Here is an 18,338-nt window from a genome sequence, read left to right as displayed (position 1 = left end):
GAAATCAGGCGGGGCAGGGCACCAGCGTGTTGACGAGCCGGCCGATGCCGTCGATTTCGGTCACGACCTCGTCGCCCGGCTGCACGTTGACGATGCCGTCGGGCGTGCCGGTCAGGATCAGGTCGCCGGGCGACAGCGTCATGAAGCCGCTGAAGTAAGCGATCAGGGCGGGGATGTCGAACACCATGTCGCGGGTGTTGCCGCGCTGGGTCTCGACACCGTTGACGGTGGTGCGCAGGTCCAGGTTCATCGGGTCGGCCACGTCGTCGCGGTCCACCAGCCACGGCCCCAGCGGCGTGCAGGTGTCGCGGCTCTTGACGCGCAGGTTGGGGCGATACCAGTTTTCCAGGTAGTCGCGCAGCGCGTAGTCGTTGGCCACGGTGTAGCCGGCCACGTAGTCGTAGGCCTGCGCGCGCGTCACGTTGCGGGCGGTCTTGCCGATCACCACGGCCAGCTCGCATTCGTAGTGCATGAAGCCCACGTCGGCCGGCCGCAGCGTGCGCGCGCGATGGCCGACGAAGGTGTTGGCGGCCTTGAGAAAACCCAGCGGTTCGGCCGGCGCCTTGAACGCCAGTTCCTTGGCGTGGTCGGCATAGTTGATGGCCAGCGTGAAGGTGGTGCGCGGCTCGATCGGCGGCAGCCAGGTCACCGCGTCCTCGGCCAGCAGGCGGCCGTCCGCCAGGCGGATCTGGCCGTTGCCAGCGTCGGTGGCGGCGTGGATGGCGCCTTCGTAGGCGATGCGTGCGTGTTTCATGGCGGGTTCCGTGAGGGCGCCTCAGGCGCCGGCGATGAGCGTGTTGCCGAGCGCGCCGACCTGGGCGATGCGGATTTCGTAGCGTTGCCCGGCGCGCGCCAGCGGGGCGTCGGCGCGGGCGCCGGCCAGCAGGATGTCGCCGGGTTCGAAGCTCATGAATTCGGTGACGTCGGCGATCAGGCGCGCCACCGGCCGCACCAGGTCGGCGGTGCTGGCGCGCTGTGCCAGCGCGCCGTCGACCCAGACCTCGATGCCGAGCGCGTCGGGATCCGGCACCGCCGCGACCGGCGCCAGTTCGCGGCCGATCGGGCAGAAGCCGTCGCGGCACTGCTGCTTGAGCGCGGGCCGGAAATAGCTGTCGTGCGGCGCCGACAGGTCGGCCACCACGCGATAGCCGGCCACGTGGGCCAGGGCCTCGGCTTCGCTGACGCGGCTGGCGCGGCGGCCGAACACGATGCCCAGGCTGGCGCCGATGCGCACTTCGGGCACGTCGGCCGGCAACGCGATCGCATCGCCGTCGGCGGCATAGGTGTTGGCCGGCTTGATGTACAGCACCGGCGCGCGCGGCGCGGCCTGGTAGGGCGGCGCATTCATCGCCTCGCCCAGCGCGGCCAGCGCCTGGCGCGTATTGAGCGCCGCGCCCGCAACGGTGCGCGGCAGCGCGGCGGCGCGGGCCGCCAGGTATTCGCGATAGTTGCTGTGCTTGTAGTTGAGCACCGCGTCGGCTTCCTCGACCTGCAGCGACAGGCCCAGCGGCCGGCGCGCCATTTCCGGCGCCAGCGCGTCGCGCAGGGCCTGGAACGTGCGCTCGCCCAATGCCGCCTGCTGCGCGGCGCTGCGGCCGTGGCCGATGCGCAGCAGCACGTGCACGAAAGCGTTGTCGGGATGGCCGTCGGCGATCAGGTAGTCATCGATCCGCACGGCGCGGCTGCGGGCGCCCGCCAGCGGATACAGGCTGCCGTCGCCCACGGCGGCGTCCTGGACCGCGCGCATCAGGGCGCGGGTGTCCAGGTCGAGGTTGGCGGAATACTCAATCCAGATATGGGGCATGGCAGGCGCGGGACCGGGCCGATATAGTTAGCATGTTAATCATAATAGTGAAAAACCGGGGCCGCGGCAATCGACGCGGCTGGCGCGCGACAGGGGTTTTCCGCCGTTGACAGTGGCGCGAAGGCAAGCATAAAGTTAACTCGTTAACTAAATTTTCGCATTGCCGCCGGATTCCCTCCGCCGGCCATCGCGGGACGCGAGGAGACGCACGTGAGCATCAAGCACTGGATCAACGGCAGGCAGGTCGATAGCACCGACCGCTTCACCACCTTCAACCCGGCCACGGGCGAGGCCATCGACGAAGTGGCCGCCGGCGGCCAGGCCGAGATCGATGCCGCCGTTGCGGCCGCGGCCGAGGCTTTTCCCAAGTGGGCCGGCATGCCCGCCAAGGAGCGCGCGCGCCTCATGCGGCGGCTGGGCGAACTGATCGACCGCAATGTGCCGCACTTGGCCGAGCTGGAAACGCGGGACACCGGCCTGCCGATCTCGCAGACGCGCAAGCAGCTGATTCCGCGCGCCTCCGAGAACTTCACCTTCTTCGCCGAAGTCTGCACCCGCATGAACGGCCACACCTACCCGGTGGACGACCAGATGCTGAACTACACGCTCTACCAGCCGGTGGGCGTGTGCGCGCTGGTATCGCCCTGGAACGTGCCTTTCATGACCGCGACCTGGAAGACCGCGCCCTGCCTGGCGCTGGGCAATACCGCCGTGCTGAAGATGTCGGAGCTGTCGCCGCTGACGGCCGACCAGCTCGGCCTGCTGGCGCTGGAAGCCGGCATTCCGCCCGGCGTGCTGAATGTGGTGCAGGGCTATGGCGCCACCGCCGGCGACGCGCTGGTGCGCCATCCCGGCGTGCGCGCGATCTCGTTCACCGGCGGCACCGTCACCGGCAAGAAGATCATGGCGAGCGCGGGCGGCATCAAGAAGTTCTCGATGGAGCTGGGCGGCAAGTCGCCGGTGCTGGTGTTCGACGACGCCGACGTCGAGCGCGCGCTGGACGCCGCGCTGTTCACCATCTTCTCGCTCAACGGCGAGCGCTGCACCGCGGGCTCGCGCATCTTCGTGCAGGAATCGATCTACGATGACTTCGTGCGCCGCTTCGCCGAGCGCGCCAACCGCCTGGTGGTGGGCGACCCGACCGATGAAAAGACAAACGTGGGCGCGATGATCACGCGCCAGCACTGGGAAAAGGTCACCGGCTACATCCGCCTGGCCGGCGAAGAGGGCGCGCGCATCCTGGCCGGCGGCGCCGACGCGCCGCAGGGCATGCCGGCGCACCTGGCGGGCGGCAACTTTGTGCGTCCCACCGTGCTGGCCGACGTCGACAACCGCATGCGCTGCGCCCAGGAAGAGATCTTCGGCCCCGTCGCCTGCCTGATTCCGTTCAAGGACGAGGCCCATGGCCTGGCGCTGGCCAACGACGTCAAGTATGGCCTTGCCTCTTACATCTGGACCAGCGACATCGGCCGCGCCCACCGGCTGGCGCGCGGCATCGAGGCCGGCATGGTGTTCATCAACAGCCAGAACGTGCGCGACCTGCGCCAGCCGTTCGGCGGCACCAAGGAGTCCGGCACCGGCCGCGAGGGCGGCGAATACAGCTATGAAGTGTTTGCCGAGATCAAGAACGTCTGCGTCTCGATGGGCAGCCACCACATTCCGAAGTGGGGCGTCTGAAGGACGCCCGGATACCGAGAACAACAGGAGACAAGCATCATGGGCAAGCTCGCGCTGGCGGCCAAGGTAACGCATGTGCCGTCCATGTATCTATCTGAAATGCCCGGCCGCCATCACGGTTGCCGCGAGGCCGCCATCGAGGGCCATCGCCGCATTGGCCAGCGTTGCCGCGACCTGGACGTCGACACGCTGGTGGTGCTGGACGTGCACTGGCTGGTGAACGCCGGCTACCACATCAACTGCAACGAACGCTTCGCCGGCCGCTACACCAGCAACGAACTGCCGCACTTCATCAAGGACATGGACTACGCCTACCGCGGCGATCCGGCGCTGGGGCGGCGCATCGCCGAATGCGCCGGCGCCGCCGGCGTGCCTGCCCGCGCGCACGAGATCGCCAGCCTCGAACTGGAATACGGCACGCTGGTGCCGATGCGCTACATGAATGGCGACGACCGCTTCAAGGTGGTGTCGGTGGCGGCCTGGTGCGCCTGGCACGCGTTGGACGACAGCCGTCGCTTCGGCGCGGCCCTGCGGCAAGCCATCGAGCAGAGCGACAGCCGCGTGGCGGTGCTGGCCAGCGGCTCGTTGTCGCACCGCTTCAACGATAACGGCAGCCCCGAGGCCGCCATGCACCAGATCAGCCGCGAGTTCTACCGCCAGGTCGACCTGCGCGTGGTGGACCTGTGGCGCCAGGGCGACTGGAAGACCTTCTGCGCCATGCTGCCGGAATACGCCGAGCTGTGCGTGGGCGAGGGCGGCATGCATGACACCGCCATGCTGCTGGGATTGTTGGGCTGGGACGCCTACGACCGGCCGGCCGAGATCGTCACCGACTACTTCACCAGTTCGGGCACGGGGCAGATCAACGCCATCCTGCCCGTGCCCGACTGATTCATTCCGAGGCGGGGTCGCGCTTGATCAGCTCGACCATCGCGTCGACGTCGGTGTACAGGCGCTCGAGCAATTCCTTGCCGATCCGGTCTTCGATTTCCTGGTACTTGGCGTCCACTTGCGGACGCATGCGGTCGATCAGCTTGTTGCTCTTGGGCGTCAGGGAAATCTCCTGGCGCCGCTGGTCCGCGCTCGAACGCACCCGCTTGATCAGGCCCTGTTCCTCCATGCCCGCCAGCATGCGCGTCAGGCTGGGGCTGAGGATCTGGCAACTGCGGGCGATCTGGTTGGGCTCCATCGCGCCCACTTCGCTCAGGGTGCGCAACACCCGCCATTGCTGCTCGGTGACGCCGGCGGCATGCAGGATGGGGCGGAAATGCGCCATCAGGGTTTCGCGCGCGTAAAGCAGCAGGTGGGGGAGGTTGCGGTGGTGGAAGCTGGGACTCATGGCGGCTATGTTAGCAAGAAGCCGTTCTTTTTCTGTTTGATTTCCGGGGACATCAACGTCCAGGCCCGCGACGGGCGCGGGCCTGGCAAACGAACGGGGGAAGGAAAAAAGGGTCAGGAAGCCGGGTTCTGCTGCGCCAGTTCCTGCAGGTCGTCGGGCAGCGTCAGGTCTGGCGCGCCTTGCTGCAGTTCACGCAGCGCGGCCACGGCGTCTTCCTGCTGATCGTCCTGCATCAAGGCACGGATGTGCGCCACGCGCGCCTCGATGTCCTGGTCGCTGAAGGCAACGGGCTCGGCGCTGGCGGTTTGTTCGGCCGCGGGCTCCAGCGCCGCCGCCTGGGGCGCCGGCTCGGCCGTGGCCAGCTGGGGCGGGACGTTGGCTTGCGACTCGGCCGGCGGTTGCGCGGCGCGCTGGATTTCCGGGGCGGCCGCCTGCTGCGGCGCGGGCGCGTCGGTGCCCACCAGGCGCGGTGCCGGCGCGCGTTCGGGGCTGGCCTCGGCTTCCTGCGACACGGCCAGTTGCGGCGTCATGTCGATCATCTCGGCGTTTTCGCGCATGTCGGTCCAGGCGAACAGGCCGGCCACCAGCGCCGCGCAGGCGGCCGCGGCCCAGCCCGGATGCCAACTGTGGCCGGGATGCCAGGTGCGGCGCACGGCCGCGTCCAGTTCGGGGCTGCCGCCGGTCCTGGGCTTGCGATACACGGCGCGCAAATCCAGTTCGTCGTCTTCGTCGAAGGGGGGGCGATAGGCAATGCTCATGCGCGTACTCCTCGCGCAGGCGCCTGGTGGCAGGGCGCATGCGCGTTTGACCTTTGCCCGCGCCGCGCCGGTGGTCCGGCGATCTCGTCCAGGCTGGGGGTCGTGTTCCGGTTTAGGTGGCCGCATGCACGGCCGACAGCTTGCAATGCGCCGCGATTTCCGTCGTGCCGTCGGGGTGGACGGCGGCGCCGGGTATGCCGCCATATAACCGGCGGTTCAACATTGCGCATCAACCGGTGATTATGCGCGATTTGCAGAAATCTGCCAGTGAATTTCTTGTGTTTGCATGGTGTAACTGCATGGCGTCCCTGTTTCTGCAAGCAGATTGAAAGCGGTATGCACCGGCATGGGGCCAAATGGGCTGGAAAAGCGGTGTCGCGGCCGCGCGCCGGCGACCCCGCGACCCGCCTGCTGCCGGTAAACTTGCGCCCATGGCCAAGACCCGAACCGTATACGTGTGCGCCGAATGCGGCGGCACCACCCCGAAATGGCAAGGCAAGTGTCCGCACTGCAATGCCTGGAACACTCTGGAAGAAACCGTCGAATCGTCCGTGCCCGCGGCGGCCGCCTCGCACCGCTACGCGCCGCTGGCCTCCAGCAGCCCCGTGCGCAGCCTGTCCGAGATCGAGGCGCGCGAAACCCCGCGTACCCCCACCGGGCTGGAGGAATTCGACCGCGTGCTGGGCGGCGGCCTGGTGGCCGGCGCCGTGGTGCTGATCGGCGGCGATCCCGGCATCGGCAAGTCGACCCTGCTGCTGCAGGCGCTGGCGTCGCTCTCGGAAAGCACCAACGTGCTTTATGTCACGGGCGAGGAATCGGCCGAGCAAGTGGCGTTGCGCGCGCGCCGGCTGGGTTTGCAGACCGGCAACGTCAACCTGCTGGCGGAAATCCGCCTGGAGGCGATCCAGGCGGCGGTGTCCGAGCAGAAGCCCAGCGTGGCCGTGATCGACTCGATCCAGACCCTCTACAGCGGCGAACTGACCGCCGCGCCCGGCTCGGTGTCGCAGGTGCGCGAGTGCGCCGCGCAATTGACGCGCCTGGCCAAGCAGACCGGCATCGCCATCGTCATGATCGGCCACGTCACCAAGGACGGCGCGCTGGCCGGACCGCGCGTGCTCGAACACATCGTTGATACGGTGCTGTACTTCGAGGGCGACACGCACTCGTCGTTCCGCCTGGTGCGCGCCTTCAAGAACCGCTTCGGCGCGGTCAACGAGCTGGGCGTGTTCGCCATGACCGACCGCGGCCTGCGCGGCGTGGCCAACCCGTCGGCGCTGTTCCTGTCGCAGCACGAGCAGCAGGTGGCCGGCTCCTGCGTAATGGCCACGCAGGAGGGCACCCGTCCGCTGCTGGTCGAGATCCAGGCGCTGGTGGACAGTTCCCACGCGCCCAATCCGCGCCGCCTGACGGTCGGCCTGGAGGGCAACCGCCTGGCGATGCTGCTGGCGGTGCTGCACCGCCATGCCGGCGTCTCGACCTTCGACCAGGACGTGTTCGTCAACGCCGTGGGCGGGGTGCGCATCACCGAGCCCGCGGCCGACCTGCCGGTGCTGCTGGCCATCATGTCGTCGCTGCGCGACCGGCCCCTGCCGCGCGGGCTGATCGCCTTCGGCGAAGTCGGCCTGGCGGGCGAGATCCGGCCCGCGCCGCGCGGCCAGGAACGCCTGCGCGAAGCCGCCAAGCTGGGCTTCTCGATCGCGCTCATCCCCAAGGCCAATGCGCCGCGCCAGCCCATCGAGGGGCTGGAGATCTGGGCGGTGGACCGGCTCGACGCCGCGCTCGACAAGCTGCGCTGACGGGAGCCTCACGTGAGTCTGTTGCTGATCGCCCTGTGCCTGGGCGCGGGGTGCCTCATTGGCTTCATGGGCGGCGTGCTGGGCATCGGCGGCGGCATGATCGCGATTCCGGCGCTGGTGCTGCTGATGGGCATGTCGCAGCAGCTGGCGCAGGGCACCGCGCTGATCATGGTGCTGCCCACCATCATGATGGCGGTGCGCAAGTACAACCAGCAGACCCGCATCGACCGCCGCGTGGCGCTGGCGGGCGCGGGCGGCGCGGTGGTGTTCACCTGGGTCGGCGCGCGGCTGGCGCTGGGCATCGATTCGGGCGTGTTGCGCCTGAGCTTCGCCGTGTTCCTGTTCTTCATCGCGCTGTTCTACGCCTGGCAGACCTGGCGCGCCGGCCGCGCCCGGCGCGCGCCCAGGGCCGGCGGCAACGCCCCGGTGTTCACGCCGCGCCGCGCCACCGCGCTGGGCGTGCTGTGCGGCACGCTGGGCGGCTTCTTCGGCGTCGGTGGCGCGGTGTTGGCGGTGCCCATCATCACCACGGTGTTCCGGCTGCCGCAGACCACCGCGCAGGCGCTGGCGCTGTGCATGGTGATCCCGGGTTCCGCGGTGGCGCTGGTGACGTACTCATGGGCCGGCCAGGCCGACTGGCTGGTGGGCCTGCCGCTGGCGGCGGGCAGCCTGCTGTTCGTGCCGGTCGGCGTGCGGCTGGCCTATCGTCTGCCTGAACGCAAGCTGAGAGCCAGCTTCGCGGCGATGCTGTTCGCCACCGTGGCGCTGTTGGTATTTGAAAGCTGAGCGCCGCTCGCCGGGAGTCGATTGTCACGATCCCATGACGAAGCGTTAACGTCGGAAAGGGCGCGAAAATTTCCCGCGGCGCGCTGAACCTTCGGCGGGGCGCCGGTTCCAACGGAGTACGGGTCATGCGGCGATGTTGCCGCCCCGTGTCGGAAAGGCCAGGGGCCAGCCCCGGGCCTTCACCATTAGGAGTTCATGTAATGACGACCCACTCCCGTATCGCTGCGTTCCTGTCCACTTCGGCCTTGTGCCTCGGCCTTGCCGCCGCGCCTTCGGCGTTCGCGGCGGGCGCCGATGCCACGACCAAGTCGGGCGAAACCAAGACCCAGGCGCAGCACAAGCATCACAAGTCCGACAAAACGTCCGCCAAGCAGGGCACCGAGAAATCGGGCGCCGCCAAGATGGACAAATCGGGTACCGCCACGGCGCCCGCGAAGTAAGGCAGTCACGCAGCATCGGACCGCGAGGTCTGGCAGTTCCTTTGCACGACGGACGGGTTTTCGGACCTGGAAGTCGAAAGCCTCTCGGTATGGGCGCCGGGAGGCTTTTTCGTTTGTATTGCCTGCGTTTGTGTTGCCCGTATTCGAGCCACTTGCGTGGGCGCCGACGGCGCTGGCCGCGCCGCCGTTCCCGCCCGCGTCGTCAGTCCACCGGCGTGATCACGCGGCCGGTGTCGAAATACGCCGCCAGGTTTTCCAGCATCAGGTCTTCCATCGCCTGGCGCGTCTCCAGCGTGGCGCTGCCGATGTGCGGCAGCAGCACCGCCTGGTCGCTCTTGATCAGCGCCTCGGGCACCTTGGGTTCATGCTCGAACACGTCGAGCGCGGCGCAGCCGAGCTTGCCGGCCTCAAGCGCGGCCACCAGCGCGGCCTCGTCGATGACCGGACCGCGCGCGATGTTGACGATGATGCCGCGCGGGCCAAGCGCTTCCAGCACCTCGCGGTTGACCAGGTGGCGCGTGGCGGGACCGCCCACGGTGGCCACGACCAGGAAATCGGCCCAGGCCGCCAGGTCGGTCAGCGAGGCCTCGTAGCCGTAGTCGACGTCGTCGCGCTTCCTGCGATTGTGATAGCGCACCTGCATGTCGAAGCCGAGGCCGCGGCGGGCGATGGCTTCGCCGATGCGGCCCAGGCCGACGATGCCGAGCTTCTTGCCGCTGACGCGCTGGCCCAGCGGAATGCTGCCATGCACCTGGCCCCACTGGCCGGCGCGCACGAAGCGTTCGCCCTGGCCCATGCGGCGGGCGCCGGCGATCATCAGGCCCCAGGCCAGGTCCGCCACGCAGTCGGTCAGCACGTCGGGCGTGTTGCTGACCTGCACGCCACGCGCATGCGCCGCCTGCACGTCGATGGTCTCGTAGCCCACGCCCCAGCTGCAGATGGCCTTCAGGTCGGGCAGGGCGTTGATGAGCTCGGCATTGGCGCCGAAGTTGGCCGAGGTGACGACGGCGGTGACGCCCTTGCCCAGTTCGGCCAGGGCGGCCTTGCGGTCGGGCTGCTTCCAGAGCTCGATGACGTCGTAGCGCTCCGCGAGGCGCTGGTTGGCGGAGGGCGAGCCGGCCAGCGAGCCGACCTGGATGATGCGATGCTTGGTGGTCATGTTGTCGTACAGGTGGGTGGCGAAACCTTCATGCTACTTGATCCGGCCTTGAATCCGGCTGAGAGGGGGCGGGCGGCGCGGCAGGCCGCCGGCCGCGCCGCCCGGCGGCCTTATTCCAGCTGGATGTTGGCCTTCTGGATCACGTCCTTCCAGCGCTTGACCTCGGCCTGCTGGAACGCGCTGAACTGCTGCGGCGTGTTGGCCACCACTTCGAAGCCCAGCCCCTGCAGCGTCTTTTCGGTCTGCGGGTCGCGCAGGGCGGCCTGCAGGGCCTTGGTCAGCTGTTGCACCACGTCCGGCGGGGTGCCCTTGGGCACCGCGAAGCCCTGCCACGAATACACCACCATGTCCTTGATGCCGGCCTCGGCCAGCGTCGGCACGTCCGGCAGATCGGCCGCGCGCGCATCGCCGGTGATGGCCAGCGCCTTGAGCTTGCCGGCCTTGATGTGGGTCTGCACCGCGCCCAGGTTCTGGAACGACACGTTGACCTGGCCGCCGATCAGGTCGGCGATGGCGGCGCCCCCGCCGCGGTACGGCACGTCCACGCCCGAGGTCTGCGTGCGCTGGCGGAACATCACCGCCGACAGGTGGTCGGACGAACCCGTGCCGGACGAAGCGTACGACACTTTGCCCGGATTCTTGTTCGCATAGTCCACCAACTCGGCCACCGTGCTGGCCGGGAACGACGGCGAGGCCACCAGCACGTTGGGGTTGCGCACGGCCTGCGTCAGGTATTCGAAGTCCTTGCTGGGGTTGTACGAAAGATTCTTGTACAGCGCCTCGTTGATGGCGAAGGTGCCGATCGAGCCGACCATCATGGTGTAGCCGTCGGGCGTGGAGCGGGCCAGCGCCTGCGCGCCGATGGCGCTGTTGGCGCCCGGCTTGTTCTCGACCACGAAGGTCTGGCCGAGCGCCTTCGTCAGCCCGGGCGTGACGCTGCGCGCGGTGATGTCGGACGAGCCGCCCGGCACGAACGGCACGATCATCGTGACGGGCTTGGTGGGATAGCCGGCGGCGTGGACCGCCGGCCCGGCAAGCAGGGCGGCGGCGGACAGCGCGACCGCGCATATCGATCTGTTCATGGTGTCTCCTGGTTCGCGTGATGATGAAGAACCCGGCGCCCACGCGTGGCGGCCGGGTCCGGACCGGCGCCGGTCAGTCGACCTTGGCGCCCGATTGCTTCACGACCGCGGCCCACTTGACGGTTTCCCGCGCCATGAACTGGGTGAACTGTGCCGGCGTGTTGCCCGACGGCGTGGCGCCCTGGGCCTGCAGCTGGGCGCGTACCGGCGCCTGCTGCAGCGCCGCGGCGACATCGCGCTGGATCTTGTCGACGATCTCGCGCGGCGTGCCGGCGGGGGCCAGCAGGCCGAACCAGCTGGAGGCCTCGTAGCCCGTCACGCCCGCCTCGGCCAACGTCGGCACGTCCGGCAGCGCCGGCGAGCGCGTGGCGGTGGTGACCGCCAGCGGCCACAACTTGCCGCCCTTGATGAAGCCCATCGACGAGGGCAGGTTGTCGAAGATCAGGTCGGCCGAGCCCGCCATCACGTCGGTCAGCGCCGGGCTGCTGCCCTTGTAGGGCACGTGCGTCATGCGGGTGCCGGTCATGGCCTGGAACAGCTCGCCGGACAGGTGGGTCGAGGTGCCGTTGCCGGTCGAGGCCATGTTGACGCTGCCGGGATTGGCCTTCAGGTACTTGATCAGGTCCGCCACGTTGCGGATGCCGTGCTTGTCGGCGAAACCGGGATTCAGTTCGAGCACGTTGGGCACCGGGATCACCAGCGTGACCGGCGTGAAGTCCTTGACCGGATCGTAGGGCAGCTTGGCATAGACGGACTGGTTGATGGCATGGGTGCTGACGGTGCCCATCAACAGGGTGTAGCCGTCGGGCGTGGCGCGGGCGGCTTCGGCGGTGCCTACGTTGCCGCCCGCGCCCGCCTTGTTGTCCACCACCACCGCCTTGCCCCAGGCCTTGCCCAGTTCGGCGGCCACCACGCGCGCGGCAATGTCGGCCGTGCCGCCGGCCGGGAAGGGCACGACGATCCTGACGTCGCGCGCCGGGTAATCGGTGCTGGCGCCGGCCGCGCACGGCAGCAGGGCTGCGGCGGCCAGGCAGGCGGCAAGGGCCAGGCGGCCGCGCAAAGGGGCTGCAAGCATGGAAATCGTCTCCTCGTGTGCGCGTGGCCGCGCATCGTTTGTGGGGTGTTCCTGCCGGGCCGGAGCCCGCTTGAATGCTGCCGGCGTCTGTCGCGCCCTGCCGTCGTGATGCCGATGACTTGTAAAACGAATATAGGTATTGAGGGTCTACTTGTCAACCAAGTATACTTTTTGGAAGCCACTCATCTAACAACTGGATTCCGCCGCGGAATCCACCAGGAGACCCGCCATGAAAACCTCCCCGGTCACCGTCCAGGACCTGCAGCGTTCCGTCATCGCGGTGCCGCCGCTGGCGCGCCACGCGGACCTGTCCCTGAACGAAGCCGCCAACCAGGCCCTGCTGCGGCACCTGGAGGCGGGCGGGGTGCGCAACGTGATGTACGGCGGCAATGCCAACTTCTACAACGTCGGCGTGGGCGAGTACGCGCGCATCGTCGACCTGCTGGCGTCGCTGGCCGGGCCGGACACCTGGATCCTGCCGTCGGTCGGTCCGGATTTCGGCAAGATGATGGATCAGGCGGCAATCCTGCGCAGTCGCGCCTTTCCGACGGCCATGCTGCTGCCCATGTCGTTTCCCTACACCGATGCCGGCCTGGCCGATGGCGTGCGCCGCTTCACCGATGCGCTGGGCAAGCCCGCCGTGGTCTACATCAAGTCGGCCGATTACCTGGCGCCGGCAACGGCGGCGCGCCTGGTCGAGGAAGGCCGCATCGTCGCGTTCAAGTACGCCGTGGTGCGCGAGAATCCGGCGCGCGACGCCTACCTGTCGGCGTTGCTGCAAAGCGTGGACAGCAACCGCGTGGTCAGCGGCATTGGCGAACGTCCGGCCATCGTCCACTACCGCGACTTCGGGCTGAAGAGCTTCACCTCGGGCTCGGTCTGCGTCGCCCCGCGCGGCTCGATGCGCCTGCTTCAGCTGCTCAACGAAGGCCTCTATGACGAAGCCGAAACGGTGCGCGCCAGCTACCTGGGCCTGGAGGACTGCCGCGATGCGATCAGCCCGATCCGCGTGCTGCACGACGCCGTGACCCTGTCCGGCGTGGCCGACATGGGGCCGATGCTGCCGCTGCTGACCGGCATCTCCAGCGCCGAGCGCGAACGGGTGGCGCCGGTGGCGCGCGCGCTGGCCGCCTGGGACCGCGACGCCGTGGCGGCCTGATGGCCGCGCGCGCGGCATTGACGGTACGATGAGCGCTGCCGATACGCCCCAGGAGATTTCGTGGCCCGACCCAAAGCATCGCCCCCGTCCGCGCCGCCCGCGTCCGCCGAGCCGGACGCCATGGGCGCGCTGGTGCTGGAACGCGGCCACCGCGTCCGGCTGGCCGACCAGTTGTACGGGCAGATCTTCGAGCAGATCGTCGCCGGCAATCTCAACGTCGGCGACAAGCTGCCTTCCGAGAACGAGATCTCCGAACGCTTCGGCGTATCGCGGCCGGTGGTGCGCGAAGCCTTGCTGCGCCTGCGCGCGGATGGCCTCATCACCGCCCACCAGGGCCTGGGCACCTTCGTCAGCCACCAGCCGGCGCCGCGCCTGACCGCCTTCAGCGATGTGGGCAACGTCGGCGCCTACCTGCGCGCGCAGGAACTGCGCGTGGCGCTCGAAGGCGATGCCGCGCGGCTGGCGGCGCTGCGCCGCACCGACGAGCAATTGCAAAAGATCGAAGCCGCGCACGCCGCCTTCGCCGACAGTCTGGCGCGCGGCCAGATGTCGGCCGAGGCCGACCTGGCGTTCCACGCCAGCATCACCGAGGCCACCGGCAACGACTTCTATCTCGGGGTGCTGGAAAGCATCCACGAGTCCATCAACGGCTTCATGCGCCTGACGCTCAACCTGACCCGCACCGGGTCGCGCCAGCGCGCCCAGCGCGTCCTCGACGAGCACGCCACCATCCTGGACGCGATCCGCGCCCAGGACGGCGAGCGCGCCCGGGTCGCCATGCAATTCCACCTGGGCCAGGCCCGCCACCGGCTGGTCGACCGCGAACGCGATTGACCGGCCGCTCGCGCCGTCCGGGAGCTTCACACTGACAACAGCAGGAGACATCGCGTGCAAGGCAATGGTTCGGCAGGAACAGCGGCATCGGCGGGGCAGGTGCGTGAACAGATTCTGATCGTGTTGCAGGCCTGGGGCATGGCGCCCGACCTGGCCGCCATCACCGCCGGCCTGATGGCCGAGACGGATCTGCTGGGCATCGATTCGCACGGCATCTCGATGCTGCCTTCATACGAGGAAAAGCTGCGCGCGGGCACGCTCAGGCTCGACGCGCGGCCGCGCCTGGTGCGCGACGGCGGCGCCAGCGCATTGCTGGACGGCATGGGCGGCCTGGGCTACCCGGTGTCGGCGCAGGCCATGAACCTGGCCGTCGACAAGGCGCTGGAACACGGCGTGGGCGCGGTGTCGGTGTGCAATTCCCACCACTTCGGCGCGGCCGGCGTCTATGCGCGCATCGCGGTCGAACGCGGCGTGGTCGGGCTGGTCACCAGCAGCGCCAACGGCGTCATCATGGTGCCCACGCGCGGCGCCATGCCGATGCTGGGCACCAATCCCATCGCTTTCGGCGCGCCGGCCGCGCACAACGAGCCGTTCGTGCTCGACATGGCCACCACCACCGTGGCGGCCAACAAGGTCAAGGTGTACGACTTCCTCGGCAAGCCGCTGCCGCCGGGCTGGGCGGTGGACGGGCGGGGCGAGCCGGTCACCGCGGCCGATACCGCCATGCAGTTCATCTTCAAGCATCCCGAAGGCGGGCTGACGCCGCTGGGCGGCACGCCGGCCATGAGCAGCCACAAGGGCTACGGCCTGGCGATGATGGCGCAGATCCTGGGCGGCACGCTCAGCGGCAGCGCGCTGGCGGCGCGCCGCAACGTCACCCGGCGGCCGGGCGAGCCGGACGACGTCGGCCATTTCTTCCTGGCGCTCAATCCCGACGCGTTCCGCGCCAGCGGCTCATTTGAATCGGACATGGACGACCTGATCGACACGCTGCACGACACCCCGCCGGCGCGGCCCGACGAGCCGGTGCTGGTGGCCGGCGAGCCCGAGGCCGCCGAGCGCGCGCGCCGCCGGATCGACGGCATCCCGATCCCGCCCGCGCTGGCCGTGCGCCTGCGCGAGATCTGCCAGCGCGCTTCGGTGCCTTATCTGCTGGACTGAATGCGCCGTCCGGTCGCATGACGTTTTCCCCGCCGCGCGGCAACGACCGCGCGGTGATCCACCGACCCGGCCCACCGGGCGGCAAGCATTAGAAAAACACGACAAGGAGACAACCATGCAACACAAGACATCGCCGGCGCGCCGCCGGCTGGGACTGGCCGCCATCGCATTGGGCGCGGCCGCCGCGCTGGCGCCGGGCCTGCTGCTGGCGCAGGACTGGCCGACGCGGCCGGTCAAGCTGATCGTGCCGTTCCCCGCGGGCGGCAGCACCGACGCGGTCGGGCGCCTGCTGGCCGCCGAACTGTCCAGGGAACTGGGCCAGAGCGTGGTGGTCGAGAACAAGGGCGGCGCCAACGGCAACATCGGTTCCGACGTGGTCGCCAAGGCCGAGCCCGACGGCTACACGCTGCTGCTGTCGGGCGTGGGCTCGAACGCCATCAGCTATTCGCTCTACCAGAGCATGCCGTACCGCGACAGCGACTTCGCCCATATCTCGCTGCTGGCCACCGGGCCCAACGTGCTGGTGGCCAACATGGATTTCCCGGCCACCAACTTCGCCGACTTCATCAAGCTGGTGCGCGCCAATCCCGGCAAGTACACCCACGCCAGCTCGGGCAACGGGTCGTCCGGCCACCTGGCCATGGAAATGCTCAAGCAGGCCGCCAAGCTCGACCTAGTGCACGTGCCCTACAAGGGCGGCGCCGCCGCCATCACCGACATGATCGGCGGGCGCGTGTCGGTGATGTTCCTGAACCAGGACTCGCTGCTGCCGCAGGTCAAGTCGGGCAAGCTGCGCGCCCTGGCGGTGGCCAGCGCCCAGCGCAACCCGGCCTATCCGGACACGCCCACGGTGGCGGAATCGGGCTATCCGGGCTTTGCCGCCGAATCGTGGTTCGGCCTGTCCGCGCCCGCCAAGACGCCGACGGCCATCATCCAGCGCCTGAACCAGGCCACCGTCAAGGCCCTGGCTTCACCGGATATCCGGCAGAAGCTGGAAAGCGTAGGCTTCGTGGTGGTGGGCGACGACCCCAAGGCGTTCTCGGCCTTCGTCCAATCCGAAATCACCAAGTGGGGCGCGGCGGCCAAGGCCTCCGGCGCCCGCATGGACTGAGGAATCGGTATCAACACACCCCGCGCGCCGGGCGCCCGGGGTTCATTCGATGGGAAACACGCAGCGATGACTTCACCCTTGCCCAACCGCTTTCGCCAACGCATCCTGGCGCGCGAACGCCTGATCGGCTTCTGGATGTGCATGTCCAGCCACGTCACCGCCGAACTGGCGGGCCTGGCCGACTTCGACTGGCTGCTGCTGGACGGCGAGCATTCACCCAATACCGTGCCGATGTTCCTGCAGCAGTTGCAGGCCCTGCAGGGCAGCGCCAGCGCCGCCATCGGCCGACCCACCTGGAACGACCCGGTCGAAATCAAGCGCCTGCTGGACATCGGCTTCTACAACCTGCTGATCCCCTTCATCGAATCCGAGGACGACGCGCGCCGCGCGGTGGCCGCGACCCGCTATCCGCCGCAGGGCATCCGCGGCGTGGCCGGCATGCAGCGCAGCAACCGCTACGGCACCGTGCCGGATTACCTCAAGACCATCAACGACAACATCTGCGTGCTGCTGCAGATCGAGAGCCGTCCGGGCATCGAGGCGGTCGACGAAATCGCCGCGGTCGAGGGCGTGGATGGGGTCTTCATCGGCCCATCCGACCTGGCCGCGGCCCTGGGCCACCTGGGCAATCCGGGCCATCCGGAAGTGCAGGAAGCCATCCGCCACCTGTACCAGCGCGTCACCGCGCAGGGCAAGGCGGTGGGCATCCTGGCGCCGGTGCAGGCCGATGCGCGCCGCTACCTGGACATGGGCATGCACTTCGTCGCGGTCGGCACCGATCTGGGCGTGTTCAAGCAGGCCACCTTCGCCTTGCGCGAGGCCTTTCCCACCTGATCCTGCCTGAGCGCGCGGCCGTCGCGTTCGCCACGGCCGCGCCTTGCCTTACTGGTCCAGCGCCAGCAGGTCGGCGACCGTCTGGCGGCGGCGGATCAGGCGCGCCTCGTTGCGGTCCAGCAGCACTTCGGCCGCCAGCGGCCGGGTGTTGTAGTTCGAGGACATCGACGCGCCGTAGGCGCCGGCGTTGTGGAACACCAGGAAATCACCGATGCGCGGCCGCGGCAGCGACTGGTCCGACACCACGCCGCCGGCATCCTGCGTGAACACGTCGCCCGATTCGCACAGCGGGCCGGCCACGGCGATGCGGGTCTCGGCCGTGGGCGGCGTGGCGCCGTCCGGCGCGTGCACCGAGATGCGGTGGTAGCTGCCGTACATGGCCGGGCGCATCAGGTCGTTGAAGCCGGCGTCCACCAGCGCGAAGTCGCGCTCGGGGCGGCGGTTGATCGCATGCACTTCGGCCACCAGCGCGCCGGCCTCGGCCACCAGGAAGCGGCCCGGTTCGATCTCCAGGCGCACCGCGTGGCCCAGGCGCTGTTCGATGCGCTTGCGGGCCGCGTCCCATTGCTCGAAGTAGTGGTCGCAGTCGATGCGCGGCTCGCCTTCGCGATACGGAATCGACAGGCCGCCGCCGGCCGAGATGGCCTCGATGTCGTGGTCCAGCGAGGCGACCACGTCGACCATCGCGTCGCACACGCTGGACAGGTGGCCGTAGTCCACGCCCGAGCCGATATGCATGTGGATGCCGACCAGCTTCAGGCCGTAGCGGCGCACGATGCCGATGGCGGCGGCGACGTCGTCGATCCAGATGCCGTGCTTGCTCTGCGGGCCGCCGGTGTTGGTCTTGTTGCTGTGGCCGTGGCCGAAGCCCGGGTTGATGCGCAGCCACACGCGGTGCCCCGGCGCGTGCTGGCCGACGCGTTCGAGCATGTCGAGCGAGCCGGCATTGACCGTGATGCCGTGCTTGACGACGGTGGCCAGGGTGGCGTGGTCGATCAGGTCGGCCGTGAATACCACGCCGGCCGGCTCGCCCGCGGGCTCGAAGCCGGCGGCCAGGCTGCGCTCGATCTCGCCCAGCGACACCGCGTCCACCATCACGCCCTCGGCGCGCATCAGGCGCAGGATGTGCAGGTTGGAGCAGGCCTTCTGCGCGTAGCGGATGGCGTCGAAGCGGCGCAGTTGGGCGATGCGTTCGCGGATGACGGCGGCATCGTAGACCCACAGCGGGGTGCCGTGCTCGGCGGCGAGTTGAGTGAGCTGGCGCGGATCGAAAGCCATCGCGGGTGAACCTTGTAGCGGGGGGGGAAAGGGAAATCAGGCCGG

At 69.0% G+C, this 18,338-nt stretch carries 18 protein-coding genes; 10 read left to right on the top strand and 8 right to left on the bottom strand.

From position 1 onward, the window contains the following. Positions 1-4: 4 nt before the first annotated feature. Complete coding sequence (locus AT699_RS19550; RefSeq protein WP_006384292.1) at positions 5-754, bottom strand: fumarylacetoacetate hydrolase family protein; 750 nt, start codon at positions 752-754, stop codon at positions 5-7. Between the two features lie 21 nt (positions 755-775). Next, positions 776-1,804 carry a fumarylacetoacetate hydrolase family protein gene (locus AT699_RS19545; RefSeq protein ID WP_024069547.1) on the bottom strand — a complete coding sequence of 343 codons (1,029 nt, stop codon included), beginning with the start codon at positions 1,802-1,804 and terminating at the stop codon, positions 776-778. 210 nt (positions 1,805-2,014) lie between these two features. Between AT699_RS19545 and hpaE the strand changes: the two genes are divergently transcribed. Both hpaE and hpaD read left to right on the top strand, forming a co-directional pair. Then, positions 2,015-3,481, top strand: coding sequence for a 5-carboxymethyl-2-hydroxymuconate semialdehyde dehydrogenase (hpaE, locus tag AT699_RS19540; protein ID WP_024069546.1), 1,467 nt, complete (start codon positions 2,015-2,017; stop codon positions 3,479-3,481). Positions 3,482-3,520: 39 nt separating this feature from the next. Continuing rightward, positions 3,521-4,372, top strand: a complete 852-nt coding sequence (hpaD, locus tag AT699_RS19535; RefSeq protein ID WP_006384289.1) for a 3,4-dihydroxyphenylacetate 2,3-dioxygenase — start codon at positions 3,521-3,523, stop codon at positions 4,370-4,372. A gap of 1 nt (position 4,373) precedes the next feature. Here hpaD and hpaR read toward each other — a convergent pair whose 3' ends face one another. Continuing rightward, on the bottom strand, positions 4,374-4,820 hold the full coding sequence (gene hpaR, locus AT699_RS19530) for a homoprotocatechuate degradation operon regulator HpaR (RefSeq protein ID WP_006384288.1): 447 nt from the start codon (positions 4,818-4,820) through the stop codon (positions 4,374-4,376). A 113-nt stretch (positions 4,821-4,933) separates the two neighbouring features. After that, the gene (locus AT699_RS19525) at positions 4,934-5,578 is read right to left on the bottom strand and encodes a hypothetical protein (protein WP_020928470.1); all 645 of its coding nucleotides are present in this window, start codon (positions 5,576-5,578) and stop codon (positions 4,934-4,936) included. Between the two features lie 431 nt (positions 5,579-6,009). Between AT699_RS19525 and radA the strand changes: the two genes are divergently transcribed. From radA to AT699_RS19510, 3 genes are all read left to right on the top strand, one after another. Then, a complete protein-coding gene (gene radA, locus AT699_RS19520) occupies positions 6,010-7,374 on the top strand; it encodes a DNA repair protein RadA (RefSeq protein ID WP_045953247.1) in 1,365 nt (454 codons plus the stop codon). A gap of 12 nt (positions 7,375-7,386) precedes the next feature. Continuing rightward, a complete protein-coding gene (locus AT699_RS19515) occupies positions 7,387-8,160 on the top strand; it encodes a sulfite exporter TauE/SafE family protein (protein ID WP_020928467.1) in 774 nt (257 codons plus the stop codon). 200 nt (positions 8,161-8,360) lie between these two features. Beyond that, positions 8,361-8,600, top strand: a complete 240-nt coding sequence (locus AT699_RS19510) for a hypothetical protein (protein WP_006384018.1) — start codon at positions 8,361-8,363, stop codon at positions 8,598-8,600. A 202-nt stretch (positions 8,601-8,802) separates the two neighbouring features. Here AT699_RS19510 and AT699_RS19505 read toward each other — a convergent pair whose 3' ends face one another. From AT699_RS19505 to AT699_RS19495, 3 genes are all read right to left on the bottom strand, one after another. Next, positions 8,803-9,759 carry a 2-hydroxyacid dehydrogenase gene (locus AT699_RS19505; RefSeq protein WP_024069544.1) on the bottom strand — a complete coding sequence of 319 codons (957 nt, stop codon included), beginning with the start codon at positions 9,757-9,759 and terminating at the stop codon, positions 8,803-8,805. Positions 9,760-9,869: 110 nt separating this feature from the next. Then, on the bottom strand, positions 9,870-10,841 hold the full coding sequence (locus tag AT699_RS19500; protein ID WP_006384016.1) for a Bug family tripartite tricarboxylate transporter substrate binding protein: 972 nt from the start codon (positions 10,839-10,841) through the stop codon (positions 9,870-9,872). Between the two features lie 73 nt (positions 10,842-10,914). Next, positions 10,915-11,916, bottom strand: a complete 1,002-nt coding sequence (locus AT699_RS19495; protein ID WP_024069543.1) for a tripartite tricarboxylate transporter substrate binding protein — start codon at positions 11,914-11,916, stop codon at positions 10,915-10,917. A gap of 229 nt (positions 11,917-12,145) precedes the next feature. On the opposite strand from AT699_RS19495, the gene AT699_RS19490 reads away from it, so the two are divergent. The 5 genes from AT699_RS19490 (at position 12,146) to garL (ending at position 17,015) form a co-directional block, all read left to right on the top strand. Next, positions 12,146-13,075, top strand: coding sequence for a dihydrodipicolinate synthase family protein (locus AT699_RS19490; protein WP_024069542.1), 930 nt, complete (start codon positions 12,146-12,148; stop codon positions 13,073-13,075). Between the two features lie 120 nt (positions 13,076-13,195). After that, positions 13,196-13,909 carry a FadR/GntR family transcriptional regulator gene (locus AT699_RS19485; protein ID WP_006384013.1) on the top strand — a complete coding sequence of 238 codons (714 nt, stop codon included), beginning with the start codon at positions 13,196-13,198 and terminating at the stop codon, positions 13,907-13,909. 54 nt (positions 13,910-13,963) lie between these two features. Further along, a complete protein-coding gene (locus AT699_RS19480) occupies positions 13,964-15,070 on the top strand; it encodes an Ldh family oxidoreductase (protein ID WP_020928463.1) in 1,107 nt (368 codons plus the stop codon). Positions 15,071-15,185: 115 nt separating this feature from the next. Beyond that, positions 15,186-16,181 carry a Bug family tripartite tricarboxylate transporter substrate binding protein gene (locus AT699_RS19475; RefSeq protein ID WP_020928462.1) on the top strand — a complete coding sequence of 332 codons (996 nt, stop codon included), beginning with the start codon at positions 15,186-15,188 and terminating at the stop codon, positions 16,179-16,181. A 66-nt stretch (positions 16,182-16,247) separates the two neighbouring features. Beyond that, positions 16,248-17,015, top strand: a complete 768-nt coding sequence (gene garL / locus AT699_RS19470) for a 2-dehydro-3-deoxyglucarate aldolase (RefSeq protein WP_020928461.1) — start codon at positions 16,248-16,250, stop codon at positions 17,013-17,015. A gap of 48 nt (positions 17,016-17,063) precedes the next feature. Here garL and lysA read toward each other — a convergent pair whose 3' ends face one another. Next, positions 17,064-18,293 carry a diaminopimelate decarboxylase gene (lysA, locus tag AT699_RS19465; protein WP_024069541.1) on the bottom strand — a complete coding sequence of 410 codons (1,230 nt, stop codon included), beginning with the start codon at positions 18,291-18,293 and terminating at the stop codon, positions 17,064-17,066. Positions 18,294-18,338: the final 45 nt, after the last annotated feature.

This window comes from Achromobacter xylosoxidans (genome assembly GCF_001457475.1).
GTDB classification, from domain to species: Bacteria; Pseudomonadota; Gammaproteobacteria; order Burkholderiales; family Burkholderiaceae_B; genus Achromobacter; species Achromobacter xylosoxidans.
This window is presented reverse-complemented; position numbering and strand designations above follow the sequence as displayed.